Origin of the sequence: Pelomonas sp. Root405 (assembly GCF_001425165.1) — a bacterium.
In the GTDB taxonomy this organism is placed as follows: domain Bacteria; phylum Pseudomonadota; class Gammaproteobacteria; order Burkholderiales; family Burkholderiaceae_C; genus Pelomonas.
The window spans coordinates 68,240-92,346 of sequence record NZ_LMDU01000017.1 but is presented as its reverse complement, the minus strand read 5'-3'; the positions used below and the strand labels follow the sequence as shown (position 1 = coordinate 92,346).

The 24,107-nt window shown below is 67.1% G+C and carries 21 protein-coding genes; 18 read left to right on the top strand and 3 right to left on the bottom strand.

Features of this window, described 5'->3' with window-relative positions:
* The first annotated feature begins 80 nt into the window (after positions 1-80).
* From ASC81_RS24785 to ASC81_RS24720, 14 genes are all read left to right on the top strand, one after another.
* On the top strand, positions 81-959 hold the full coding sequence (locus ASC81_RS24785; RefSeq protein ID WP_056273621.1) for a polyprenyl synthetase family protein: 879 nt from the start codon (positions 81-83) through the stop codon (positions 957-959).
* A gap of 2 nt (positions 960-961) precedes the next feature.
* Positions 962-2,125 carry a methyltransferase gene (locus ASC81_RS24780; protein WP_056273619.1) on the top strand — a complete coding sequence of 388 codons (1,164 nt, stop codon included), beginning with the start codon at positions 962-964 and terminating at the stop codon, positions 2,123-2,125.
* Between the two features lie 105 nt (positions 2,126-2,230).
* Positions 2,231-3,184: a chlorophyll synthesis pathway protein BchC gene (gene bchC, locus ASC81_RS24775; RefSeq protein WP_056273616.1), complete on the top strand. Its 954-nt coding sequence runs from the start codon at positions 2,231-2,233 to the stop codon at positions 3,182-3,184.
* Positions 3,181-4,200, top strand: coding sequence for a chlorophyllide a reductase iron protein subunit X (locus tag ASC81_RS24770; RefSeq protein ID WP_056273614.1), 1,020 nt, complete (start codon positions 3,181-3,183; stop codon positions 4,198-4,200). Before bchC ends, ASC81_RS24770 begins: the two co-directional genes overlap by 4 nt.
* 7 nt (positions 4,201-4,207) lie before the next feature.
* Complete coding sequence (bchY, locus tag ASC81_RS24765) at positions 4,208-5,698, top strand: chlorophyllide a reductase subunit Y (RefSeq protein WP_082536811.1); 1,491 nt, start codon at positions 4,208-4,210, stop codon at positions 5,696-5,698.
* A complete protein-coding gene (bchZ, locus tag ASC81_RS24760; protein WP_056273608.1) occupies positions 5,698-7,182 on the top strand; it encodes a chlorophyllide a reductase subunit Z in 1,485 nt (494 codons plus the stop codon). Before bchY ends, bchZ begins: the two co-directional genes overlap by 1 nt.
* A 117-nt stretch (positions 7,183-7,299) precedes the next feature.
* Positions 7,300-7,449, top strand: coding sequence for a light-harvesting antenna LH1, beta subunit (gene pufB / locus ASC81_RS24755; RefSeq protein WP_056273605.1), 150 nt, complete (start codon positions 7,300-7,302; stop codon positions 7,447-7,449).
* Between the two features lie 23 nt (positions 7,450-7,472).
* Complete coding sequence (locus ASC81_RS24750; RefSeq protein WP_056273602.1) at positions 7,473-7,697, top strand: hypothetical protein; 225 nt, start codon at positions 7,473-7,475, stop codon at positions 7,695-7,697.
* An 11-nt stretch (positions 7,698-7,708) separates the two neighbouring features.
* Positions 7,709-7,894: a light-harvesting antenna LH1, alpha subunit gene (pufA, locus tag ASC81_RS24745; protein ID WP_056273600.1), complete on the top strand. Its 186-nt coding sequence runs from the start codon at positions 7,709-7,711 to the stop codon at positions 7,892-7,894.
* A 106-nt stretch (positions 7,895-8,000) separates the two neighbouring features.
* A complete protein-coding gene (gene pufL / locus ASC81_RS24740) occupies positions 8,001-8,825 on the top strand; it encodes a photosynthetic reaction center subunit L (RefSeq protein ID WP_056273597.1) in 825 nt (274 codons plus the stop codon).
* 12 nt (positions 8,826-8,837) lie between these two features.
* Positions 8,838-9,818 (top strand): photosynthetic reaction center subunit M, encoded by a 981-nt coding sequence (gene pufM, locus ASC81_RS24735; RefSeq protein WP_056273593.1) that lies wholly within the window; start codon positions 8,838-8,840, stop codon positions 9,816-9,818.
* 187 nt (positions 9,819-10,005) lie between these two features.
* Positions 10,006-11,106: a photosynthetic reaction center cytochrome PufC gene (pufC, locus tag ASC81_RS24730; protein ID WP_082536810.1), complete on the top strand. Its 1,101-nt coding sequence runs from the start codon at positions 10,006-10,008 to the stop codon at positions 11,104-11,106.
* 131 nt (positions 11,107-11,237) lie between these two features.
* Positions 11,238-12,686, top strand: a complete 1,449-nt coding sequence (locus ASC81_RS24725; RefSeq protein WP_056273590.1) for a PAS domain-containing protein — start codon at positions 11,238-11,240, stop codon at positions 12,684-12,686.
* A 35-nt stretch (positions 12,687-12,721) separates the two neighbouring features.
* Positions 12,722-14,857 (top strand): GAF domain-containing protein, encoded by a 2,136-nt coding sequence (locus tag ASC81_RS24720; protein WP_056273588.1) that lies wholly within the window; start codon positions 12,722-12,724, stop codon positions 14,855-14,857.
* On the opposite strand, the gene ASC81_RS24715 is transcribed toward ASC81_RS24720, so the two are convergent.
* Together ASC81_RS24715 and ugpQ are read right to left on the bottom strand one after the other, a co-directional pair.
* Complete coding sequence (locus tag ASC81_RS24715) at positions 14,854-15,495, bottom strand: heme oxygenase (biliverdin-producing) (protein ID WP_056273585.1); 642 nt, start codon at positions 15,493-15,495, stop codon at positions 14,854-14,856. The genes ASC81_RS24720 and ASC81_RS24715 overlap by 4 nt on opposite strands.
* 312 nt (positions 15,496-15,807) lie before the next feature.
* Positions 15,808-16,542: a glycerophosphodiester phosphodiesterase gene (ugpQ, locus tag ASC81_RS24710; protein WP_056273582.1), complete on the bottom strand. Its 735-nt coding sequence runs from the start codon at positions 16,540-16,542 to the stop codon at positions 15,808-15,810.
* 50 nt (positions 16,543-16,592) lie between these two features.
* On the opposite strand from ugpQ, the gene ASC81_RS24705 reads away from it, so the two are divergent.
* The 3 genes from ASC81_RS24705 to ASC81_RS24695 are packed head-to-tail and all read left to right on the top strand — an operon-like array spanning position 16,593 to position 21,270.
* Positions 16,593-20,462, top strand: a complete 3,870-nt coding sequence (locus ASC81_RS24705; RefSeq protein ID WP_056273579.1) for a DUF3683 domain-containing protein — start codon at positions 16,593-16,595, stop codon at positions 20,460-20,462.
* Positions 20,459-20,821 carry a 2OG-Fe(II) oxygenase gene (locus ASC81_RS24700; protein ID WP_056273577.1) on the top strand — a complete coding sequence of 121 codons (363 nt, stop codon included), beginning with the start codon at positions 20,459-20,461 and terminating at the stop codon, positions 20,819-20,821. Before ASC81_RS24705 ends, ASC81_RS24700 begins: the two co-directional genes overlap by 4 nt.
* Positions 20,822-20,826: 5 nt before the next feature.
* Positions 20,827-21,270: an HIT family protein gene (locus ASC81_RS24695; RefSeq protein WP_056273575.1), complete on the top strand. Its 444-nt coding sequence runs from the start codon at positions 20,827-20,829 to the stop codon at positions 21,268-21,270.
* On the opposite strand, the gene ASC81_RS24690 is transcribed toward ASC81_RS24695, so the two are convergent.
* Positions 21,260-21,763, bottom strand: a complete 504-nt coding sequence (locus tag ASC81_RS24690) for a hypothetical protein (RefSeq protein WP_056273573.1) — start codon at positions 21,761-21,763, stop codon at positions 21,260-21,262. The genes ASC81_RS24695 and ASC81_RS24690 overlap by 11 nt on opposite strands.
* 439 nt (positions 21,764-22,202) lie before the next feature.
* Between ASC81_RS24690 and ASC81_RS24685 the strand changes: the two genes are divergently transcribed.
* Complete coding sequence (locus ASC81_RS24685; protein WP_056273952.1) at positions 22,203-24,023, top strand: S8 family peptidase; 1,821 nt, start codon at positions 22,203-22,205, stop codon at positions 24,021-24,023.
* Positions 24,024-24,107: the final 84 nt, after the last annotated feature.

Below are 24,107 nucleotides of genomic sequence, written 5' to 3'. Positions count from 1 at the left end.
TCCGCGATGTGTCTATTCTGATTTACACATGTTAGTGTAATTCGAGAGAAACAAGCCTCTCGTCGCTCAGAAAGGCGTTCATGTCCCCAGCAGACCGGATCGAGCAGGCCCTTCGGGCCAGCCTGGCGTCCAGCTTCCAAGCCGGGCATCCGCCCAGGCTGGCGGCAGCCATGCAGCACGCGGTATTCCCCGGGGGCGCCCGCATCCGGCCGCAGCTGACCATCGCCGTGGCGATGGCCTGCGGCGAGGACGACCGCGCGTTGACTGACGGCGTCGCGGCGGCCATCGAGCTGTTGCACTGTGCATCGCTCGTGCATGACGACCTGCCGTGCTTCGATGCTGCGGAGACGCGCAGAGGCAGGCCATCAGTGCACCGCGCGTTCGGCGAGCGATTGGCTGTGCTGGCGGGCGATGCCCTCATCGTGGCGGCCTTCGACGTGTTGGGCGGCAGCGCGCGGCGCCATCTGTCGCGCCTGCCCTTGGTGCTGCGCACGATCAGCCAAGGCGTCGGCATGCCCATGGGCATCGTGGCCGGTCAGGCGTGGGAATGCGAACCGCAGATCTTGCTCAGCGACTATCAGCAGGCCAAGACCGGCGCGTTGTTCGCGGCCGCCACGATGGCTGGCGCACAGGCTGCCGGTGCCGACGGCGCGCCGTGGCGGGCGCTGGGCGAGCAGCTCGGCCAGACGTACCAGGTGGCCGACGACATCCGCGACGTGCTGCTCGATGCCAGTGCCATGGGCAAGCCCGGGGGGCAGGATGTCGCCCTGGGCAGGCCCAGCACGGCGCGCGCGCTCGGGCTCGAAGGCGCGCTGGCCGAGTTCCACCGCCTGGTGCAGGCCACATTGCTGACGGTGCCGGTCTGCCCGGGCTCCGCACAGTTCAGGCAATTGATCCGGCAGGAGGCGAATCGCCTGGTTCCGCAACAGTTAGCGGAGCGCGTCGCGGCGGTGGCCTGAACATGGGCGCCCGGCTGATGCCTGCGGCCCACTGGAGCGATGCAGCGCTGGCCTGGCGCGATCGGCTGCTCGGCAGCGCGCGCTTTCGCCGCTGGGCCGAGGCGTTTGCGCCGACGCGCTGGATCGCCCGGCGCCGCGCAGCCCAGGTGTTTGACCTGGTCGCCGGCTTCGTCTACTCCCAGGTGCTGCTGGCCTGTGTGCAGCTGCGGTTGTTCGACCTGCTGCTCGTACGGGGGCCGCAGACGTTGGAGTCGCTGGCGGGCCAGTTGAGCCTGGCACCTGCAGCCACCGAGCGACTGGTGCTCGCCGCCGTGTCGCTGCGCCTGCTGGAGGTGCGGCCGCACGGGCGTTTCGGGCTCGGGCCGCTCGGGGCGCCGTTGGCGGGCAATGCCGGCCTGATGGCCATGATCGAGCACCACGGCGCGCTCTATCGCGACCTGGCTGACCCGTTGGCGCTACTTCGCGGTGAGCCGGGAGCGGGTCGGCTGGCAGGCTTCTGGCCCTATGCCGGCACCGAGTCACCCGACGCCTTGGGCACCGACGAGGTGGCCGCCTATTCGGCGCTGATGGCGGCTTCGCAGCCACTGGTCGCGGAGCAGGTGCTGCAGGCCTATCCCGTGCAGCGCCATCGCAGGCTGCTCGATGTCGGCGGGGGCGATGGCGCATTTGCGTGCGCGGCCGCGCGGCATGCGCCGCAGCTGCAGGTCCAGGTGTTCGACCTGCCCGGCGTGACGGCGCGCGCGCAGTCGCGCTTCGAGCAGGCCGGGCTGGCCCACCGTTGCAGTGCCCAGGGCGGTGACTTCTTTCGCGACACGCTGCCCGCAGGCGCCGACCTGATCACCCTGCTTCGCATCGTGCACGACCATGACGACGCCCGTGTGCTGCATCTGCTGCGGGCCGTGCGGCGGTCGCTCGCCGACGGCGGCTGCGTGCTGCTCGCTGAACCGCTCGCCGATACCGCAGGCGCCGAGGCCATGGGGCATGGCTATTTCGGCTTCTACCTGCTGGCCATGGGCCGCGGTGAGCCACGCACCGAGGCTCGACTGCGCGAACTGCTCGCTGAGGCAGGGTTCACCCGCGTCCGTCGATTGGCGACCCGCGTGCCGCTACAGGCGAGCGTTCTTGTCGCCGAGGCAGACCGCAGATCAAGTGTAAATCTGAGTTGACGTTTAACAATGTAAGCGTAGTATGACTCTCATGAGATCAAGAACCGCAGCCGCCAAGCCCCAGTGCCTGGGCCACCGCGGAAGTGCATCGCCGGAGGCAATCTGATGAACACCCTTGCCGTTGTCATCGACCGCCCCGAGCACCTCAGCCTTTCCCAGCTGCGCCTGCCGGTCATGGAAGACGAGGACGTGGTGGTGCAGGTCGAATGGAGTGGCATCAGCACGGGGACCGAGCGCCTGATCTGGACCGGCACGATGCCGATGTTCCCGGGGATGGGCTATCCGCTGGTGCCGGGCTACGAGGCAGTGGGCCGCGTCATTGCCGTGGGTCCAGCCAGCTCGCAGTGGGTGGGTCAGCGGGTCTTCGTGCCGGGCGCGCGCTGCTTCGGCGAGGTCAAGGGCCTGTTCGGCGGCTCGGCCTCGCGGCTGGTGGTGCCTGGTCAGCGCGTCGTGCCGGTTGATGAGCGCCTGGGCGAGCAGGCCGTCTTGCTCGCACTGGCTGCGACCGCTTATCACAGCGTGGCCGGTGGCGGGCAGGGCGAGCCGCACACGCCGCCCGACCTGATCGTGGGCCATGGCGTGCTGGGCCGCCTGCTGGCGCGCATGAACGTCGCAGCAGGCATCACCGATTTCACCGTCTGGGAAACCAACCCCACCCGTACTGAAGGCGCCGTGGGCTACACCGTGCTGCACCCGGATGACGACAAGCGCCGTGACTACAAGGCCATCTACGACGTCAGCGGCGATGCCGGCCTGCTCGACAGCCTGATCGGCCGACTCTCCTACGGCGGCGAGGTGGTGCTGGCTGGGTTCTATTCGCAGCCGCTATCGCTGAACTTCGCACCAGCCTTCATGCGCGAGGCGCGCATCCGGGTCGCCGCCGAATGGAAGCGCCCCGACATGCTGGCGGTTAACGCACTTCTGCATGCCGGCCGGCTGTCGCTCGACGGCCTGCTCACCCACAGCGAACCGGCCGAGAACGCCGGCAACGCCTATGCCCAAGCGTTCCGCGACGCCGGCTGCCTGAAGATGGTTTTGGACTGGAGACACCAAGCATGAGCACCTCAACGATCCCGGCTGAGGCGCCGGTGCGTTTCCAGCCCCGCCATGAAACCTTGCGCGCCGAGGCCGCCATCGAGCCCGATGCCGTCGCTACCGGCCCGGTCACCAAGACCACGCAGATCATCGCGATCTACGGCAAGGGCGGCATCGGCAAGAGTTTCACGCTGGCCAACCTCAGCTACATGATGGCCCAGCAGGGCAAGAAGGTGCTGCTGATCGGCTGCGACCCGAAGAGCGACACCACCAGCCTGCTGTTCGGCGGCAAGGCCTGCCCCACCATCATCGAGACCAGCTCGAAGAAGAAGCTGGCCGGGGAGGCAGTCGCCATCGGCGATGTCTGCTTCAAGCGCGACGGTGTCTACGCGATGGAGCTGGGCGGCCCCGAGGTCGGCCGCGGCTGCGGCGGCCGCGGGATCATCCATGGCTTCGAGACGCTGGAGAAACTCGGTTTCCACGACTGGGGCTTCGACTACGTGTTGCTGGACTTTCTCGGCGACGTGGTCTGCGGTGGATTCGGCCTGCCGATTGCGCGCGACATGTGCCAGAAGGTCATCGTCGTCGCCAGCAACGACTTGCAATCGCTCTACGTCGCCAACAACGTCTGCAGCGCGGTGGAGTACTTCCGCAAGCTCGGTGGCAACGTCGGCGTGGCCGGCATGGTCATCAACAAGGACGACGGCACCGGCGAGGCCACCGCCTTTGCCGCCGCGGCCGGCATCCCGGTGCTGGCGGCCATTCCCGCCAACGAGGACATCCGCCGCAAGAGCGCCAGCTACGAAATCATCGGCCGGCCCGGCACGCAGTGGGCGTCGCTGTTCGAGACGCTGGCCACGAACGTGGGCGAGGCGCCTCCCGTTCGGCCCAAGCCGCAGACGCAGGACCAGCTGCTGGGGCTGTTCTCCGCAGAGGTGACCGGCCGCGATTTTCAGATGGAGCCGGCCACGCTGTTCGACATGGTGGGCAAGACCGAACTGGTCAAGCCGACGCTCGAAGTGGTCTACGACGCCGCCTGAGTTCACCATGAGCAACTGCCACTCGACCCCCGAAATGGCCTTGGCTCAAAGCCAGACCCAGAGCGAAGCCACGCGCGTCACGCTGGAGCGCTACGCCGCCGACTATCCCAAGGGCCCGCATGACCAGCCGCAGAGCATGTGCCCGGCCTTCGGCGCACTGCGCGTAGGGCTGCGCATGCGGCGCACGGCCACCATCCTCAGCGGCTCGGCCTGCTGCGTCTACGGGCTGACCTTCACGTCGCACTTCTACGGCGCCAAGCGCAGCGTGGGCTATGTGCCTTTCAACAGCGAGAGCCTGGTGACGGGCAAGCTGTTCGAGGACATCCGTGAGGCCGTGCATGCGCAGGCGGACCCGGCCAAGCTCGATGCGCTGGTGGTAATCAACCTGTGCGTGCCGACCGCCAGCGGTGTCCCGCTGCAGTTGCTGCCCAAGCAGATCAACGGCGTGCGCATCATCGGCATCGACGTGCCTGGCTTCGGCGTGCCCACGCATGCGGAGGCCAAGGACGTGCTGGCCGGCGCGATGCTGAAGTACGCCCGCGGCGAGGCCGAGACCGGTCCGGTAAGTGCGCCCACCGGCTGGCAGGAGAAGCGCCAATCAGGTCGACCCACGGTCAGCCTGCTCGGCGAGATGTTCCCGGCGGACCCGGTCGTGCTCGGCATGCTGCTGGAGCCGATGGGCCTCGCCGCAGGACCGGTGGTGCCCACGCGCGAATGGCGCGAGCTCTATGCCGCGCTGGACTGCTCGGTCGTGGCGGCCATCCATCCCTTCTACACGGCCTGCGTGCGTGAGTTCGAGGCGGCCGGCCGGCCGGTCATCGGCTCTGCGCCGGTGGGCCATGACGGCACCGAGGCCTGGCTGCAGGCCATCGGCATGGCGGCCAACGTGCCGCAGGCCAACATCGACGCGGCCAAGCAGCGCTTCCTCCCGGCGATCAAGGCGGCGCTCGCCCGCTCCCCGATCAATGGCCGCGTGACGGTCAGCGGCTACGAGGGCTCGGAGCTGCTGGTGGCGCGCCTGCTGATTGAAAGCGGCGCCCACGTGCCCTACGTGGGCACCGCCTGCCCGCGCACGCGCTGGAGCGACCCCGACCGCGAATGGCTGCAGGCCCGTGGCGTCCACGTGCAGTACCGCGCCTCGCTGGAGCAGGACCTGGCGGCGGTGGCCGAGTTCAAGCCCGACCTGGCCATCGGCACGACGCCGGTCGTGCAGAAGGCCAAGCAGATGGCGCTGCCGTCGCTGTACTTCACCAACCTCATCTCGGCCCGCCCGCTGATGGGCCCGGCGGGCGCCGGTTCGCTGGCGCAAGTCGTTAACGCTGCCATGGCCAACAAGCACCGCTTCGACCAGATGCGCGAATTCTTCGGCGAGACGGGGCAGGGCGACCGCGCCGGCGTGTGGACCGAGACACCCGTGATGCACCCGGAGTTCCGCGCCGACACACGGCGCCAGGTCATCAAGATCCAGAAGCGTCGCAAGGCCGAGGAGATGGTCTGATGAACTTCGTTCTCGACCACGACCGTGCCGGCGGCTATTGGGGCGCGGTCTACGTGTTCACTGCCATCAAGGGCCTGCAGGTCGTCATCGACGGCCCGGTGGGTTGCGAGAACCTGCCGGTGACCTCGGTGCTGCACTACACCGACGCATTGCCGCCACATGAGCTGCCCATCGTTGTCACGGGCCTGGCCGAGGAGCAGTTGGGCCGCGAAGGCACCGAGGGCGCCATGAAGCGCGCGCACGCCGCGCTCGACCCTGACCTGCCCAGCGTCGTCGTCACTGGATCCATCGCCGAGATGATCGGCGGGGGCGTGACGCCCGAGGGCACCAACATCGCCCGCTTCCTGCCGCGCACCATCGACGAAGACCAGTGGCAATGCGCCAACCGCGCGATGTTCTGGCTGTGGACGGAGTACGGCGTCAAGAAGGTGCCGGCGCGCAAGCCTTTTGCCGAGCGACCGGCTGGCGAGAAGCCGCGGGTCAACATCATCGGCCCCTGCTACGGCCAGTTCAACAGCGCCAGTGACCTGCACGAGATCCGTCGCCTCATCGAGGGCATTGGCGCCGAGGTCAACATGGCCTTCCCTCTCGGTAGCCACGTGGCCGACGTGGCCCGGTTGGCCGACGCGGACGCGAATGTCTGCATGTACCGCGAGTTCGGTCGCATGCTCTGCGAGGCGCTGGACCGGCCCTATCTGCAGGCGCCCATCGGCCTGCACAGCACCACGGCCTTCCTGCGGCAACTCGGCGAATTGCTGCACCTCGACCCCGAGCCCTTCATCGAGCGCGAGAAGCACACCACCATCAAGCCGATCTGGGACCTGTGGCGATCGGTGACGCAGGATTTCTTCGGCACGGCCAGCTTTGCGGTCGTCGCCAGCGAAACCTATTCGCGCGGCCTGCGTCATTTCTTCGAGGAAGAGCTGGGCCTGCCCTGCAACTTCGCCGTCGCCCGCAAGCCCGGCGAGAAGACCGACAACGCCGCCATCCGTGCCCTCGTCCACGAGAAGCCGCCGCTGGTGATGTACGGCAGCTTCAACGAGCGGATGTACTTGGCCGAGGCGTCCAGCGCCGGGCCCATGAAGCCGGCCTTCATCCCCGCGTCCTTCCCCGGCGCGCTGATCCGCCGCGCCACCGGCACGCCGTTCATGGGCTATGCCGGCGCCACATACCTCGTGCAGGAGTTCTGCAACGCGCTGTTCGACGCGCTCTTCCACATCCTGCCGTTGGGCACCGACCTCGACCGCGCAGCGCCCACGCCCGCGCGGGCCGTGCCCGAGATGGACTGGAGCGACGGCGCCAAGGAATTGCTGGACGAACTGCTGGAGGCGCAGCCGGTGCTGGTGCGCATCTCGGCCGCCAAGCGGCTGCGTGACCGCGCCGAGGTGGCGGCGCGTGCGCGTGGTGCCGTGGCGGTGGGCGTTGAAGACATTGAAGGTCATACGCGGCAGCTGGCCGCGGCGGCCATCGGGGCGCTGGCTTGAACGCCTTCCCTGAACGACTTGCCGTGGGCTCGCAGCCTCGGAAGTCCCTGCCGCGCGGGACCTGCGCGGTGTTGGCCGAAGGAATCTTCCCCAGGTCATTGATGAGGAGCTATCGATATGGCTGAACACAGAACAGGCTCGTTGTCCGGGCTGACGGACAACGAGGCCCGGGAATTCCACGGCATCTTCATGACCAGCTTCATCGGCTTCACGGCGATTGCCGCGGTGGCCCATGTGCTGGTGTGGATGTGGCGTCCCTGGCTTTGAGCCTTGTTTGAAAGGTTGTCGCCATGGCTGAGATCACGACCGTTCCTGTGAGCCACCCTGCTGTGCAGGACTCCAAGACTTTCGAGGCGCTGTTCTTCGTGAGTTTTGTGCTCGTGTTCTTCATCGCGCTCGCTGCCCAGGTGTTGTTCCTGAAGTGGCGCACGTGGTTGCCTGGCGCCGAGGGCGAGAAATCGCTGATCAAGGGTGTGCGGTCGGGTGTCTATACCTTCCTGTCCCACCTGAACTAGGAGATAGAAGCATGTGGAAGATTTGGTTGCTGTTCGACCCGCGCCGAGCGCTGGTCGCGTTGTTTGCCTTCCTGTTCGTACTGGCACTGGTGATTCACTTCGTGCTGCTGAGTACCAACAAGTTCAACTGGCTCGACGGGCCCCGGACGCAGGCGGTGAGCCAGAACTCATCGATGCCTGCGCCAGCGCCGAAGTAGTCGTCGCGCTGATGAAAAACACGGCGCGGGCTCTGCCCCGCGTCGTGCCCTGAATGCACCGGAGACTCCACGTACCGCGGAGCCTTCTCCACCTGAGGTGGCAAGCATGGCCATGCTGAACTTCGAAAGAAAGTACCGCGTCCGCGGCGGGACCCTGTTGGGAGGCGACTTGCTCGACTTCTGGGTCGGACCCTTCTACGTGGGCTTCTTCGGTCTGACGACGGCATTCTTCTCGCTCGTCGGCATCCTGCTGATCGTCTGGGGCGCCTCGCAGGGCGGTACCTGGAACCTCTGGCAGATCAACATTGCGCCACCCGACCTGAAATACGGTCTCGGCATGGCGCCGCTGATGGAAGGCGGCCTCTGGCAGCTGATCACCGTCTGCGCCACCGGCTCCTTCGTGTCCTGGGCGCTGCGCGAGGTGGAGATCTGCCGCAAGCTGGGCATTGGCTATCACGTGCCTTTTGCCTTCGCGGTGGCCATCCTGGCCTATGTCACGCTGGTCATCATCCGGCCGCTGCTGATGGGCGCCTGGGGACATGGCTTCCCCTACGGGATCATGAGTCATCTGGACTGGGTCTCCAACACGGGCTACCAGTACCTGCACTTCCACTACAACCCGGCGCACATGCTGGCGGTGAGCTTCTTCTTTGCCACCACCTTCGCGCTGTCGCTGCACGGCTCTCTGATCCTGTCGGCCACCAACCCCGGCAAGGGTCAAGTGGTGAAGACGGCCGAGCACGAGAACACATTCTTCCGCGATGCCATCGGCTACTCGATCGGCACGCTGGGCATCCACCGGCTGGGCCTGTTCCTGGCTTTGTCCGCCGGCTTCTGGAGCGCCGTCTGCATCGTCATCAGCGGGCCGTTCTGGACCCGCGGCTGGCCCGAATGGTGGAGCTGGTGGCTCAACCTGCCGGTCTGGAAGTGAGGAGAACCCACCATGGCTGAATACCAAAACCTTTTCACCAGCGTCCAGGTCGCGGCGCCCTCGTACCCGGGCGTGCCGCTGGGCAGTGACGAGTACCAGCGCGAGGGCAAGGGGCTGCATTGGCACCTGCTGGGCCGCATCGGCGATGCGCAGCTCGGCCCCATCTACCTGGGCTGGCTGGGCGTGTGCTCGCTGATCTGCGGCTTCATCGCCATCGAGATCATCGGATTGAACATGTGGGCCTCGGTCGGCTGGGACCCGGTGCAGTTCGCGCGCCAGCTGTTCTGGCTGGCGCTGGAGCCGCCGCCGCCGGCCTACGGCCTGAGCCTGCCGCCGCTCAACCAGGGCGGCTGGTGGCTTCTGGCCGGCTTCTTCCTGACGGCTTCCATCCTGCTGTGGTGGGCGCGCATGTACCGCCGCGCGGTCAAGCTCGGCATGGGCACGCATGTGGCCTGGGCCTTTGCCGCGGCCATCTGGCTCTACCTGGTGCTGGGCTTTTTCCGCCCCATCCTGATGGGCAGCTGGGGCGAGGCGGTGCCCTTCGGCATCTTCCCGCACCTGGACTGGACAGCGGCCTTCTCGCTGCGTTACGGCAACCTGTTCTACAACCCCTTCCACATGCTCAGCATCGCCTTCCTGTATGGGTCGACGCTGCTGTTCGCGATGCACGGTGCCACCATCCTGGCGGTCAGCCGCTTCGGTGGCGAGCGAGAGATCGAGCAGATCACCGACCGTGGCACCGCCAGCGAGCGCGCGGCGCTGTTCTGGCGCTGGACCATGGGATTCAACGCGACGATGGAGTCGATCCACAAGTGGGCCTGGTGGTTCGCGGTGCTGTGCCCGCTGACCGGCGGCATAGGCATCCTGCTGACCGGCACGGTGGTGGACAACTGGTACCTGTGGGGCGTCAAGCACGGCATCGCGCCGATGTATCCGGCGGTGTTCCCGCCGGTGGCGGACCCGAGCCTGGTCGTGCCGGGGGTGCAGCCATGAGCCGGCTTCAATTCAGGCGCTGGGCGATCGGCGTGTCGGAGGGTCTCAGCCAGGGGCTGTGCGGCCCGGCGCTGTGTCAGGCCATCCAGGCGCATGTCCCGGCGCTGGCATCCGCTGTGCCGCCCGTATCACCCCCGCCAGGCGCCGCGCGCGCAGGTCGGGCTGCTTCCCAAACGGGAGTGCAAGCATGAACCGAATCCACTTGGCGCTGATGGGCCTGAGCGTACTTCTCGCCGGCTGCGAGCGGCCGCCGGTCGACACCGTGCAGCGTGGCTACCGCGGCACCGGCATGGAGCAGGTTTACAACCCGCGCCTGTTGGCCGAGCAAGCCGCCAACAACGAGGCGCCAGCGCCGCTGGAGCCGGCTTCGCCGGACGGGCCCAAGGCGAGCCAGGTCTACCAGAACGTGCAGGTGCTGGGCAACCAGAGCGTGGCGGAGTTCAGCCGCACGATGGTGGCGATGACCAACTGGGTGGCGCCCAAGCAGGGCTGCGTGCACTGCCACAACGCCGCCAACTTCGCCGACGATTCGCTCTACACCAAGGTCGTCGCGCGACGCATGCTCGTGATGACGCAAAAGATCAACAGCGACTGGAAATCGCATGTCGCCAAGACCGGCGTCACCTGCTTCACGTGTCACCGCGGCGAACCCGTGCCGAAGGAGGTCTGGTTCCAGCCGCTGATGCCCAAGGGCGCCAACGACTTTGCCGGCAACAAGGCAGGCCAGAACGCGCCGGCCGATAGCGTGGGCCTGAGCTCGCTGCCAAACGACCCCTTCACACCCTTCCTGCTCGGCGACGAGAACATCCGCGTGGCCGGCACCGAGGCGCTGCCCGCCGGCAACCGGCAGTCGACCAAGCAGGCCGAGTGGACCTATGGGCTGATGATGCACATGTCCAAGTCCCTGGGCGTCAACTGCACTCAGTGCCACAACACCCGCTCGCTGGGATCCTGGGAGAACAGCTCGCCGCCGCGGCTGAGCGCCTGGCATGGCATCCGCATGGCGCGCGAACTGAATCTGGAGCACATGGTGCCGCTGACCAGCACCTTCCCGGCCAACCGCCTGGGGCCGGGTGGTGATGTGGCCAAGGTCAACTGCGCCACCTGCCACCAGGGCGCGCACAAGCCGCTTTACGGCGCCGAGATGGCCAAGCATCACCCCGAACTGCTGATGACGGCCATGCCGGCCGCCACCGCCGCATCGGGCGTCGCCACCGTGACCCCCGATGACCTCAAGGCGCTGGAGACGCTGCCAGCCGCCGTGACCAAGCCAGCCGCCCCGGGATGAACCGCCCACACTGCATTTAGCCAAGTGCGGCACCCGACCGCGCCTACGATCAGCGTGTTTGTGATAATTCATGACGCCTTCACCGGGGCCAGCAGTTGCCCCGGGGCGTCATCACCTGATCGAGAACGCCGGTGCCCACGCCTCTTGAACCCGACCTCAGTGCCCTGTCGCCGCTGGCCAACGAGCTGGCGACGACGATTGCGCGGGTGGCCAGCGACATCGCCCTGGTCATTGACAAGGACGGCGTCATCTCGTCCGTCGCCGAAGGCGCGGCCGTGCAGGCGCATCGCTGCGGCGAGTGGGTCGGCCAGCGCTGGGTCGACACCGTCAGCACCAGCACCCGCTCCAAGATCCAGTCCCTGCTCGACGAGGTGAGCCAGAAAGGGATTGTGTCGCGGCGCCGCGAGGTCAGCCATCCGGCGCACCCGAACGCGGGTGGCGAGGAACTGCCCGTCACCTGGTCGGCCATCCGCCTGGGCGTCGACGGACCGGTGCTGGCCGTAGGCCGCGACCTGCGGGTCGTGGCCGCCATTCAGCAGCGTTTCGTCGAGGCGCAGCAAGACATGGAGCGCCATTACTGGAACCGTCGCCAGGCCGAGTCGCGCTACCAGCTGTTGTTCCAGGTCGCCAACGACGCCGTGCTGGCGCTCGACGCCAATACCCTGGTGGTGCTGGAGGCCAACGCCGCCAGTGCCGTGCTGCTCGGCCACGAGCTCAGCTTGATCCAAGGCAGGCCGCTGGTCGACAGCCTGCCCCCGTCGGCGCGAGTCGCCGTAGCCGAGCTGCTGGCGAATGCGCGCAGCACCGGTCGTGCCGGAGAGATACGGGTGCGCGCGCTCGCCACGGCCGGGGCGCTTGATATCTCGGCAACGCCGTTCCTCGTCGATGACCAGCAGCAACTGCTGCTGCGCGCCCGCCGCGATGAAGCGGTGGCGGGAACGGTGGTCGACTCGGCAGACAGCCTGGCGCTTTCGCGCATGGCCGAGTTTGTCGAGACGACGCCCGATGCGGTGGTCATCACCGATTCGGTGGGCAACATCCTGATGGCCAACCCGGCCTTCCTGCGTCTGAGCCGCTGCAGCGATGAAGTTCGGTTGCGGGGCCAGGCATTGCCGGCTCTGTTGCTTGACGCCGACGGCAGCTGGGCCAAGCTGGTGGCACGGGTGCGCGTGGCCGGCATGGTGTCCAACGCCGCGCTGGCGGTCGGGTCGCTGGACGGCAACCCGCAAGTCGTGCGGGTGTCCGCGGCGCTGATGGCAGAAAGCGAACAGGCCTGCCTGGGCTTCATCTTGCGGCCGGGCCACCGGCTGCCCGCGCATCTGGCAGGCGATGACGTGCTGGCCGGCCTGCTCGATCAGGTCGGGCGCGTGCCGCTGGCCGACCTGCTGGTGGAGGTGGCCCATCGGGCGGAGCGCCAGCTGATCGAAAGTGCGTTGCTGCGCACCGGTGGACAGCGCGCCACTGCCGCCGACGCTCTGGGCATGTCACCCGAGGCCTTGGAGCTGCGCATCCAGCGGCACGGCCTGTCCGGCATGGGCTATCCGACGGACGTCGTTGGCAAGCCGCCCCTGTTCAACTGAATCACTGACAGAAAACCCACAGCGACAGGGCAGCGATGCAAGCGGCACCCGCCTTCGGTCAGGCCGACCTCACCAACTGCGAACGCGAGCTCATCCATCTGGCCGGCTCTGTTCAGCCGCATGGCGCGCTGCTCGTGCTTGCCCAGGCGGATCTGCGCGTGCTGCAAGTCAGCGGCAATGTGGCGCGGCTGCTTGGCGTGGAACCCGACGCGCTGCTTCAGCGGCCACTCGCCGTGTTGGGAGGCGATATTGCCGACCGTGTGGCGCATCTGCAAGGCAATGCCGACCTGCGCGATGCCGTTGCGCTGCAATGCCGGATCGGGCCGTCGCTGCGCCGCTTCGACGGTGCCCTGCACCGGATCGCGACGGGCGAGCTGGTGTTGGAGTTGGAGCCTTCAACCAGCCTGCCCGACGGCGTTGAACTGCAAGACCTCGCGCCCCATGTCATGACCGAGACGCTGACCGCTGCCCTGCAGCGTTTTGGCGCCGCGCCCTCGGTCGGTGTGTTGGCGGACGCGGTCGTGGAGGTGCTGCGCCACCTGACCGGGTATGACCGGGTCGTGGTCTACAAGTTCGACCCCGACGGCCATGGCAAGGTCATTGCCGAGGCGCGCCACCCGCGGCTGGAATCACTGCTGGGACATCACTATCCGGCCAGCGACATCCCGCAACGCGCCCGCGCCCTTTACCTGCTCAACCGGGTGCGCATGCTGGTTGATGTCGATGCGGTGCAGTCGCCCTTACTGCCAGGCACGGGTGAGCCGCTGGACATGTCGCTTTGCCAGCTGCGAAGCATGTCGCCGCTGCACCTGCAATACCTGCGCAACATGGGCGTGACGGCCACGCTGACAGCCTCGCTCGTGCGTGAGGGCCAGCTGTGGGGGCTGATCGCGGCCCACCACTATTCGCCGCGCTATCTGCGCTGCACGGTGCGAGCGGCCGCCGATCTGCTGGCTGAGGTGGCTTCCACACGCATCTCGGCCATCGAAAACTACGCCCATGCCCAGGTCGCTCTGATGGTGCGCCGCCTGGAACAGCGCCTCGTCGAAGCCACGTCGACGGAAGGCGACTGGCGCTACGCGCTGTTCCGCAACCCGCGAACGCTGCTGCAGCCGTTGGAGGCCACTGGCGCCGCGCTGTTCTGCGAAGGCGAAGTGCTGACAACCGGCGAGGCGCCGTCGACGCCTGAACTGCGAGCGCTGCTGGACTGGGTGCAGGCCCAGCCACAGACTGGCGATGCTCCCTTTGCCTGCGCTTCGGTCGGCCAGGCTAACCCTGGGCTGGCCAGTCTTACGCCGACGGCCAGCGGCGTGCTCGCGGTGCGTCTGTCCACCAACAGCCCGGACTGGTTGATCTGGTTCCGCAAGGAGCAGCTGCAGAGCGTCACCTGGGCTGGCGACCCGTCCAAGCCCATGGTGGCCAACAACCCGCTGGAGCTGTCGCCCCGGCGCTCTTTCGCGGCCTGGTCTGAGATCGTGCGTGGCACGGCCGTGCCGTGGTCCACCACTGAGGTTGCGTTGGCGCGCGGCATCGGCGTGGCCCTGGTGGACATCATCGTGCAGGTGCACGCGGTGCGGCTGCTGATTGCCGAGCACCAGCTCGTGCAGATCCGCGGCGCCGTGGCGGGCTCGCGGGAACCGGTGCTGGTGGCCGATGCGAAGGGGGAGGCGGTGTTTGCCAACGATGCCCTGGTGGCCTTGCGCGGGCAGGGCGTGGACAAGGGCAGCGCCATCGCAGCGCTGTTCGCCGCGGCACCCGCCGTGCAGCAAGCGCTCGAGCACATGCGCGGCGTGCAAAGCGGATGGCGGCGGGAACTGGACTTCCTGACCCATGACGGCGGTGCCTTGCCGATGGCGGTGCATGCCGAGCCGGTGCATGGCCGGGACGGCAAGCTGCTGGGCTATGTGCTCACCCTCCTCGACTTGCGTGAGGCACGCCGTGCCGACACGGCGCGGCTGAATCTGGAAAGCGCCCTGCGCCTGGCCGCACAGGCGAGCCCCCTTGAGGCCGATGAAGTCATTTCAGCCATCCTGACCAACGCCAGCCTGGCGGCCATGGACATTGCCGATGCACGCGGCGGCCCGCCGGTGGCCCCGTTGCTGCAGGAGCTGGAAACTTCCACCCGCCGTGCGGCTGGGCTGTACGCGCAGATCCGCAGCTTTTCGGTTTAAGCCGGTACGTCGGCCTGCAGCTCTTCGAACATGCGCTGATGCAGGCGAAAGCCCTCGCAGGCTTCTGCCACAAAGGCGTCAACCTGCGGCGGCGTTAGGACCAACGCGTCCAGACCGGCGCGAAAGTCCTGCCTGAGCGCCTGAACCTGCTCGGCCGGGCCGAAATCATAGAAGGCCGTTCCTGCAGCGTCCGTCAACCCGAACTGTTGCCGCACCAGCCGGGCCAGCATCTGCCCGCCGTGCAGGTCGCCCAAGTAGCGCAGGTAGGCGTGTGCTGCCAGGGCTGTCGGGTCCGCCTTGGCCAGTGTGGTCAGGCGCAGCACGTAGACGCGACAGGCGGGAGTCAGGGCAGCATCGCGCCATTCGCCGGCCTGCAGCGCCTCCAGGTCCTGTTCCAGCGCCCGAAGGCGCCGCAGTTCAGGTCGCCAAAGCCTGGGATCCCACGCATGCTGGTCCAGCGCAGCTTCCAGCACCGCATAGATCGCATGGAGATGACGCAGCAATGCACAGTAGACCGAGAGGCTGGCTCTGCCGCGCAGCAGATCGGGCATCACACCGCTGCGCTCGGCCAGGGCGTGAAGGTCGCGTGTCTCTTCCTTCAGTCGCGCGGTCAGACTCGGACGGCTCGTCGTGTTCATCACCGGATGATGCCGCAGCGGCAGTGCTTGCGAACCTTACGGCGCCCGTGCCACCCGCTGGCGTCTTACCTGACCATTGCGTGTCGTCCTGCACGCGGGTTCATGTCCGCCTTGCACGATGTCACGCCCGCGGCGCAAAGCAACGGGAGCGATTTGTCCCCGCTTCCTCGAAGGAGACCCATCATGAGCGCGCTCATTCCTGTCTGGATCATTGGAGCCCCCCTGCTGATAGCCATCGTGGACCTCATCCGCACGCCAAAGCCTGGCGTCTGATACGCCGGTTGGTCGCGCCTCGGCGCGAGGTGACGCAGGTCAGCGCGGGTCGAGCGCGTCCACACGGTCGGTGATGAGGCCGTCGATGCCGTCGGTGATCAACCGTTCTGCCACCGCGCTGTCGTTGACGGTGTAGACCAAAGCCCGCCAGCCCTTGGCGTGCAGGCGATCGATCAGCGCCGAGTCCATCAGCCGCCAGTTGGTGATGACGGCGACGACACCCAACGCCTCGGCGGCGTCCTGCCAGCCGTCCCAGAGCTTGTCCAGCAGCAGCGCCCGGGGCAGGGCGGGGGCAGCGGCGCGGGCGCCCAGCAGCGCCTCGGTCTTGAACGAGCTGAGCAGCGGCGGCACCGCATTGCCAGCCCAGAGGCGCTCGGCCTCGCGCGCAGCCACCTCGCCGGTCAGGCGCTCGGCGCCCGGGCACGGCTTGATCTCGATGTTCAGCGCGCAGCCATTGGCCAGGCAGAAGGCGGCGATCTGCGCCAGGCGCGGCAGGGGTTCGGCGGCGAACGGCGGGCTGTGCCAGCCACCAGCGTCCAGGCGCGCCAGCTCGACCCAGTCGACGTCGGCCGGCGAGCCAAGGCCGCTGGAGGTGCGCTCCAGGGTGTCGTCATGCAGCAGGAAGGCTTCGCCGTCGCGGCTGAGCTTGACGTCGCATTCGAAGGCTCGGTAGCCGAAACCCACGCCGACCCGGAAGGCGGCCAGGGTGTTCTCCGGGGCCAGCTTGCCCGCGCCGCGGTGGGCGAGCCACAAGGGATAGGGCCAAGGCGTCATGCCAATGATTCTGAAGGGAAAACCCCCCTGCGATACGATCCTTTCCCTCTATGAATGCCCCGCATCCCCTGATGCCGGCCGCCGCTGACGCGACCGACACACTCCACGCCAGCGACCTGCCTCGCCTGCGCGAAATTCCCTACAACTACACCTCGTTCTCGGACCGCGAGATCGTCATCCGCCTGCTCGGCTCCCGGGCCTGGGAGCTGCTGGACATGCTGCGCGGCGAGCGGCGCACCGGCCGCTCCGCGCGCATGCTCTACGAGGTGCTGGGCGACATCTGGGTGGTGCAACGCAACCCGTACCTGCAGGACGACCTGCTCGACAACCCCAGGCGCCGCGGCCAGCTGATCGACGCGCTGCATCACCGCCTGTCCGAGGTGGAAAAGCGCCGCGATGCGGGTGCCGACGCGCAGCGCGACGCGGCCGTGGGTGAGCTGCTGCAAGCGGCGCGCGGCGCGGTGGCGGACTTCGCGACGATGTTCGAGCGCGTCTCAGTGCTGCGCAAACGCGCCTCCAAGACGCTGGCCAAGCACACGGCCAAGGACAACATCAAGTTCGACGGCCTGTCGCGCGTGTCGCATGTGACGGACGCGACCGACTGGCGCGTCGAGTACCCCTTCGTCGTCCTGACGCCCGATACCGAGGCCGAGATGGCCGGCCTGGTGGGTGCCTGCTTCGAGCTGGGGCTGACCGTCATCCCCCGTGGCGGCGGCACCGGCTACACGGGCGGCGCGATCCCGTTGGTTTGGAACAGCGCCGTCATCAACACCGAAAAGCTGGAAGCTTTGCGCGGCGTCGAGATGCTGGTCCTGCCGGGACTGGACCGCGAGGTGCCGACCATCTTCAGCGAGGCCGGTGTCGTCACGCAGCGCGTGGCCGACATGGCGGAGGCGAATGGCTTTGTCTTCGCGGTGGATCCGACCAGCGCCGAGGCCAGCTGCATCGGCGGCAATGTCGCCATGAACGCCGGCGGCAAGAAGGCCGTGCTGTGGGGTACCGCGCTGGACAACCTCGCGTCATGGCGCATGGTGACGCCCGAGGCCAAGTGGCTTGAGGTCGTGCGCCTGAACCACAACCTCGGCAAGATCCACGACGTGGAGCTGGCCAGCTTTGAGCTGCGCTACTTCGACGCCTCGGGAACCAAGCTGGAGAAGACCGAGCGCCTTGACATCCCCGGCCGCGTTTTCCGCAAGGAGGGCCTGGGCAAGGACGTGACGGACAAGTTCCTTGCCGGCCTGCCGGGCATCCAGAAGGAAGGCTGCGACGGCCTCATCACCAGCGCGCGCTGGATCGTGCACAAGATGCCGGCCCATGTGCGCACCGTCTGCCTGGAGTTCTTCGGCAACCCCAAGGACTGCGTACCCAGCATCGTCGACATCAAGGACTACATGTTCTCGATTGCCGACTCCGGTGTGCTCCTTGCAGGCCTGGAGCACCTGGACGACCGCTACCTCAAGGCGGTGGGCTACGCGACCAAGAGCAAGCGCGGCGGCCTGCCGAAGATGGTGCTGGTGGGCGACATCGTGGGTGACGACGCCGACGCCGTGGCGCGCGCCACCAGCGAAGTTGTCCGCCTGGCCAACGGCCGCTCGGGCGAGGGCTTCGTCGCTGTCAGTGCCGATGCGCGCAAGAAGTTCTGGCTCGATCGCAAGCGCACTGCGGCCATCAGCAAGCACACCAACGCGTTCAAGGTGAACGAGGACGTGGTGATCCCGCTGCACCGCATGGGCGAGTACACGCTGGGCATTGAGCGCATCAACATCGAGCTGAGCCTGCGCAACAAGCTCGAGCTCGTGACGGCGCTGCAGGCGCTGTTCACGACGGGCAAGCTGCCGCTGGGCAAGAGCGACGACGCCGGCGACATCCCGAGCGCCGAGCTGCTGGAAGACCGCGTGCAGCAGGCGCTTGCGCTGCTGCGCGAGGTGGGCGAGCTCTGGCAGGGGTGGCTGGACGGGCTGGACACCGGCTTCTTCGAAGGACTGCAGACCCACGAGCTGCGGGCGTCCTGGAAGACCCAGATCCTCAAGCCCCTGCAGGCCATCTTCAACGGCGCGGCCTTCGAGCCGTTGCTGGCCGAATGCAAGCGCATCCACAAGGAGGTGCTGCGCGGCCGCGTCTGGGTGGCCCTGCACATGCACGCCGGCGACGGCAACGTGCACACCAACATTCCCGTCAACAGCGACAACTACGAGATGCTGCAGACGGCCCACACGGCCGTGGCGCGCATCATGACGCTGGCGCGCTCGCTGGACGGCGTCATCTCCGGCGAGCATGGCATCGGCATCACGAAGCTGGAGTTCCTGACCGACGACGAACTGGCCAACTTCACCGCCTACAAGAAGCGGGTCGACCCGGAAGGCCGCTTCAACAAGGGCAAGCTGCTCCGCGATGCCGCACATCCGGCCGACTTGCGCAACGCGTACACGCCGTCCTTCGGCCTGATGGGGCATGAGTCGCTGATCATGCAGCAGAGCGACATCGGCGCCATCAGCGACTCGATCAAGGACTGCCTGCGCTGCGGCAAGTGCAAACCTGTCTGCGCCACGCATGTGCCCCGCGCCAACCTGCTCTACAGCCCGCGCAACAAGATCCTGGCCACCTCGCTGCTGGTCGAGGCCTTCCTGTACGAGGAGCAGACGCGCCGCGGCGTGTCGATCAAGCACTGGCAGGAGTTCGAGGATGTGGCCGACCACTGCACGGTCTGCCACAAGTGCGAAAGCCCGTGCCCGGTCAAGATCGACTTCGGCGACGTGACGATGAACATGCGCAACCTGTTGCGCAAGATGGGCCAGAAGAGTTTCCGGCCCGGCAATGCGGCCGCCATGTTCATGTTGAACGCGACCAACCCCGAAACCATCAAGCTGGCCCGCACGGCCATGGTGGGCATCGGATTCAAGGTGCAGCGCTTTGCCCATGACCTGTTCAAGCCGGCAGCGCGCAAGCAGACCAGCGCGCCCCCGGCGACGCTGAACAGCGCGCCGATCAAGGAACAGGTCATCCACTTCATCAACAAGAAGCTGCCCGGCGGTCTGCCCAAGAAGACGGCGCGCGCGTTGCTGGACATCGAGGACAAGGACTACGTGCCCATCATTCGCCCGCCATCGCTGGCGAGCGAGACGGAGGCCGTGTTCTATTTTCCCGGCTGCGGCTCGGAGCGCCTGTTCAGCCAGGTCGGCCTGGCCACTCAGGCCATGCTCTGGCATGCCGGCGTGCAAACGGTGCTGCCGCCCGGCTACCTGTGCTGCGGCTATCCGCAGCGCGGCTCGGGTCAGTTCGACAAGGCCGAGAAGATGATCACCGACAACCGGGTGCTCTTCCACCGCGTCGCCAACACGCTGAATTACCTCGACATCAAGACCGTGGTCGTCAGCTGCGGCACCTGCTATGACCAGCTGCAGGGCTACAAGTTCGAGGACATCTTCCCCGGCTGCCGGATCATCGACATCCACGAATACTTGCTGGAAAAGGGCATCACGCTCGGCTCCAAGACCAGCTACCTGTACCACGACCCCTGCCACTCGCCAATGAAGCTGCAGGAGCCGATGAAGACGGTGAAGGCGCTGGTGGGCGAGAACGTCGTCAAGAACGAGCGCTGCTGCGGAGAGAGCGGCACGCTGGGCGTGACCCGGCCCGACATCTCGACGCAGGTGCGTTTCCGCAAGGAAGAGGAGCTGCTCAAGGCCGAGACGGCGTTGCGCGACGCCGGCAAGGTCGGCGCCCAGGAGAACCTGAAGATCCTCACGTCCTGCCCGAGCTGCCTGCAGGGCCTCTCGCGCTACGGCAACGACCTGCAAAACGGCTTGCTGGAAGCCGATTACATCGTCGTCGAGATGGCACGCCAGATCCTCGGCGAGAACTGGATGCCCGAGTACGTCGCCAAGGCCAATAACGGCGGCATCGAGCGGGTGTTGGTGTGAGTTTGTCTGGCTACCTGCGCTCCGCCTTGCGGTGGCAGCGTGGGCGGCAGGGCAGCGGCTACGACAAGATGCTGCTGCTGACGGCGCCGTGGCCCTTGCCGTTCGACAGCTACCTGATCCGCTACCCGGCAGGCAGCGCCATCCCACCGCATACCGACCCCGTGCAGGCCGGGCGCCACTACCGGCTCAACATCGTGCTGAAGCGCTCGCCGCGCGGCGGGGAGTTCGTGTGCGCGACGCCGATCTGGCAGAGCCGGCGCATCAAGTTTTTTCGACCCGACGCGTGCGAGCATAGCGTCACCCGAGTGGAAGGTGGCAGCCGCTATGTGCTGTCCGTCGGCTGGGTACTGAAAGGCTGAATCAAATGACCTGCCCGCTGTGCACCACCGATGGCGGCCTTGTCATCGCCCGCACGACCCAGTTCCGGGTCGTGCGTGTCGTCGATGGCGACGAAGCGCGGCGTTTCCCGGCTTTCTATCGCCTGATCTGGAACCACCATGTCGCCGAGTTCAGCGACCTCTCGGTCACCGATAGACACGCCAGCATGGACGCTGTCACCGAGATCGAGCGGGTTCTAAGGTCTTTGCTGGCGCCGACCAAGGTCAACATTGCGAGCCTTGGCAATGTCGTGCCGCATCTTCACTGGCACGTCATCGCCCGCTTCGACTGGGACAGTCACTTTCCCGCACCCGTCTGGGCCGCCGCCCAGCGCGACGAGATCCCGGGCGGCGCGCAGGCGCGCCTGCCGGTGTCGCTGGCGGTAGTGGACGCCGCCATGCGCGAGGCGCTGCAAGTGTTCAGCGGCTGACCAGCGCGATGCGTGTGCCGGTGCGCTTGGCCTTCGCATATTGCGCAGCGCTGGCGGGCATGGCGGGATCGATGAAGTCGACGCTGAAGCTGTAGATCTGCGTGCCGCTGGTGGACTGCGGGCCGCAATCCAGACGGTTCACCGCGTTGCGAACCTGGCGCGCCACGATGTTGGAAATGCCCTTGGCTTCGACGCCGCTGACCTCGCCGTTCTCGAGGGCAAGCTGGACCTTGACTTCGCCGTAGCGGCCTTCGCGCAGCCATGTCAGGTCGAGTGCGCTTTGCAGCTGGTCCTCGATGCCCTGGCAGTTGGCATGCACGTCGTAGCGGATGGGCGCCTCGACCACGCGGCCGCTGATTTCGACGCGCCCCATCTCTTCGGTTTGGGCCAGCGCGGGACCGGCGGTGAGCGTCAGCGAGATGGCGCAGGCCAGGCCGGCGAACAGGCTGTTGAGAGACGGGGTGCGTTGGGCGATCGAGTAGCGAATGGACATGACGAGCTCCTTGGGGGTTGGGTCCGGAAATCGACGTGAATGACGTCGACCTGTGCTCAGGCTAGGTGCCAGACTTAGCGGGCCCAAGAAGCAAGCGATGAGTTGCCGGTGGCATGCGACGACTCGCAGAAAACCGCAGCTGAATTGCGTCGGGGCCAAATCACGTGTTTGAGCGTGTGCGTGCCATTCGTCACGGGGGTTGTCATCCGTGATTCCCCGCTCAGGTGACTTCTGTCACTGCGGCCAGTGACAAGGCTGGCTTCGTGCGACGAACACACTGGTCCTGCTTCGGATGGCGCCAGGCCGGTGGTGGGACGTTGAAGTTGTTGGGATGACGAGCCCAGCCGGCAAGCTGAAGAAAAACGGCGGCGCTTCGCGTGGAGATCCCATGGGCCGAGCCGGCATGCCGTCCGTCACGGTGACTTTTCGGAACTACCAAATGAGCTTTGTTTTTGCGAACCAGAGAACCCTGCTCGCGCTGGCCTGCAGCCTCGTCGCGGCCGGGTCAGTCCAGGCCGGCGTCTCCAACAGCCAAGTCGACCTCGGCATTGCCAGCATCGTCCAGCGGGCAGCGCCCGTCACCGATCGGCTGATCATTGGCTACCGTGATGCGTCCGAGGCCGACGCGTCCGACACCCGTGTGCTGCGCGCCCGCGGCATTGCCGCTCAGGCCATGTCGTCACGGGTCGCGGCGCTGAACGCTGCACTCGCCCTGCGTGGCGTGAAGGCCGGCCTGGTGCGCCAGATGGGCACCGGCGCCCACGTCTTCAAGCTCGACAAGGCGCTGTCGCACAGCGACCTTCAGCGCGTGGCCGCCGAACTCCAGGCCGCCGACCCCAACATCGCCTACGCGGAACCCGACCGCAAGATGTACCCGCTGCTGACGCCCAACGACACCAGCTACAACTCGCAGTGGGACCTGTTCGAGAACACCGGCGGCATCCGCGCGCCGGCGGCTTGGGACCTGGCCACCGGCTCCGGCGTCACCGTCGCTGTCATCGACACCGGCATCCGCCCACATGCCGACCTGTCTGGCCAGATCGTGGCCGGCTACGACATGATCAAGGACACCGCCGTCTCCAACGACGGCAATGCCCGTGACAACGACCCGAGCGACCCGGGCGACTGGACAAACGCCAACCAGTGTCAGGCGGGTGATCCGGCCAGCAACTCCAGCTGGCACGGTACGCACGTGGCCGGCACCATCGCCGCGCGCACCAACAACGGCGCCGGCATCGCCGGCATCGCCTTCAACGCGAAGGTGCAGGCCGTGCGCGTGCTCGGCACCTGCGGCGGCTACACATCCGACATCGCCGACGGCATGATTTGGGCCTCCGGCGGCACTGTCAGCGGCCTGCCTGCCAACGCCACGCCGTCCAAGGTGCTGAACCTGTCCCTCGGTGGTGGCGGCAGCTGCGACACGACGTCGCAGAACGCCATCAACAGCGCACGCTCGCGCGGCAGCGTCATCGTCGTGGCGGCCGGCAACGAGAACCAGAACGCCAGCAACTCCAGCCCGGCCAACTGCTCGGGCGTCATCGCCGTCGCGGCGACTGACCGCAACGGCGCGCGGGCCTACTACTCCAACTACGGCAACGTCGTGGCTCTGGCCGCACCCGGCGGCGATGTGCGCTCGTCAGCCAGCAACGGCATCCTGAGCACGCTCAATGCCGGCACCAAGGCGCCTGGGGCGGACAACTACGCCTACTACCAGGGCACGTCCATGGCCGCGCCGCACGTGGCTGGCGTGGCCGCGCTGATGCTGAGCGCCAAGCCCACCGCCACGCCCGACCAGATCAAGGCGGCCCTGCAAAGCAGCGCGCGCGCGTTCCCGGGCACTTGCTCGGGTTGCGGCACGGGCATCCTGAACGCGCAAGCGGCGGTCCAGGCCATCACCGGCACGGGCGGTCTGCCGACGGTCAACGAGACAGAGTCCAACGGCACCATCGGCACGGCCAACACCGTGTCGGCACCGGCCAACGTGGCAGGCACCATCGGCTCCAGCAGCGACACCGACTACTTCAGGGTGACGCTGCCGGCCGGCAAGACGCTGAGCGCAACGCTGAGCATGGGCAGCACGCCGGACTTCGACCTCTACGTGAAGAACAGCGCGGGCACCACGCTGGCCAAGAGCGAAAGGGCGGCCGGCTTGACCGACAGCACGTCGTATGCAAACGGCGGCTCCAGCGCCATCACGCTGTATGTGCAGGTGTTGCGCTACAGCGGCACGGGGGCCTACACGCTGAAGCTGCAGTGGTAAGCCGGCATCGCGTCTAAGCAGGCGCCGTTAAAAAACGGAGCTTCTCGGTCTTGTGCCGAGGAGTTCCGCGCACCTTCATTGAGG

Bases quoted from the DNA above. Each gene is read 5' to 3' on its own strand.
- ASC81_RS24685 (WP_056273952.1), top strand. From the start codon at position 22,203: ATGAGCTTTGTTTTTGCGAACCAGAGAACCCTGCTCGCGCTGGCCTGC.
- ASC81_RS24690 (WP_056273573.1), bottom strand. From the start codon at position 21,763: ATGTCCATTCGCTACTCGATCGCCCAACGCACCCCGTCTCTCAACAGC.
- ASC81_RS24695 (WP_056273575.1), top strand. From the start codon at position 20,827: ATGACCTGCCCGCTGTGCACCACCGATGGCGGCCTTGTCATCGCCCGC.
- pufM (WP_056273593.1), top strand. From the start codon at position 8,838: ATGGCTGAATACCAAAACCTTTTCACCAGCGTCCAGGTCGCGGCGCCC.
- ugpQ (WP_056273582.1), bottom strand. From the start codon at position 16,542: ATGACGCCTTGGCCCTATCCCTTGTGGCTCGCCCACCGCGGCGCGGGC.
- bchZ (WP_056273608.1), top strand. From the start codon at position 5,698: ATGAACTTCGTTCTCGACCACGACCGTGCCGGCGGCTATTGGGGCGCG.
- ASC81_RS24780 (WP_056273619.1), top strand. From the start codon at position 962: ATGGGCGCCCGGCTGATGCCTGCGGCCCACTGGAGCGATGCAGCGCTG.
- ASC81_RS24715 (WP_056273585.1), bottom strand. From the start codon at position 15,495: ATGAACACGACGAGCCGTCCGAGTCTGACCGCGCGACTGAAGGAAGAG.
- ASC81_RS24785 (WP_056273621.1), top strand. From the start codon at position 81: ATGTCCCCAGCAGACCGGATCGAGCAGGCCCTTCGGGCCAGCCTGGCG.
- ASC81_RS24750 (WP_056273602.1), top strand. From the start codon at position 7,473: ATGGCTGAGATCACGACCGTTCCTGTGAGCCACCCTGCTGTGCAGGAC.
- pufL (WP_056273597.1), top strand. From the start codon at position 8,001: ATGGCCATGCTGAACTTCGAAAGAAAGTACCGCGTCCGCGGCGGGACC.
- bchY (WP_082536811.1), top strand. From the start codon at position 4,208: ATGAGCAACTGCCACTCGACCCCCGAAATGGCCTTGGCTCAAAGCCAG.
- ASC81_RS24705 (WP_056273579.1), top strand. From the start codon at position 16,593: ATGAATGCCCCGCATCCCCTGATGCCGGCCGCCGCTGACGCGACCGAC.
- bchC (WP_056273616.1), top strand. From the start codon at position 2,231: ATGAACACCCTTGCCGTTGTCATCGACCGCCCCGAGCACCTCAGCCTT.
- pufA (WP_056273600.1), top strand. From the start codon at position 7,709: ATGTGGAAGATTTGGTTGCTGTTCGACCCGCGCCGAGCGCTGGTCGCG.
- pufB (WP_056273605.1), top strand. From the start codon at position 7,300: ATGGCTGAACACAGAACAGGCTCGTTGTCCGGGCTGACGGACAACGAG.
- ASC81_RS24770 (WP_056273614.1), top strand. From the start codon at position 3,181: ATGAGCACCTCAACGATCCCGGCTGAGGCGCCGGTGCGTTTCCAGCCC.
- ASC81_RS24720 (WP_056273588.1), top strand. From the start codon at position 12,722: ATGCAAGCGGCACCCGCCTTCGGTCAGGCCGACCTCACCAACTGCGAA.
- pufC (WP_082536810.1), top strand. From the start codon at position 10,006: ATGAACCGAATCCACTTGGCGCTGATGGGCCTGAGCGTACTTCTCGCC.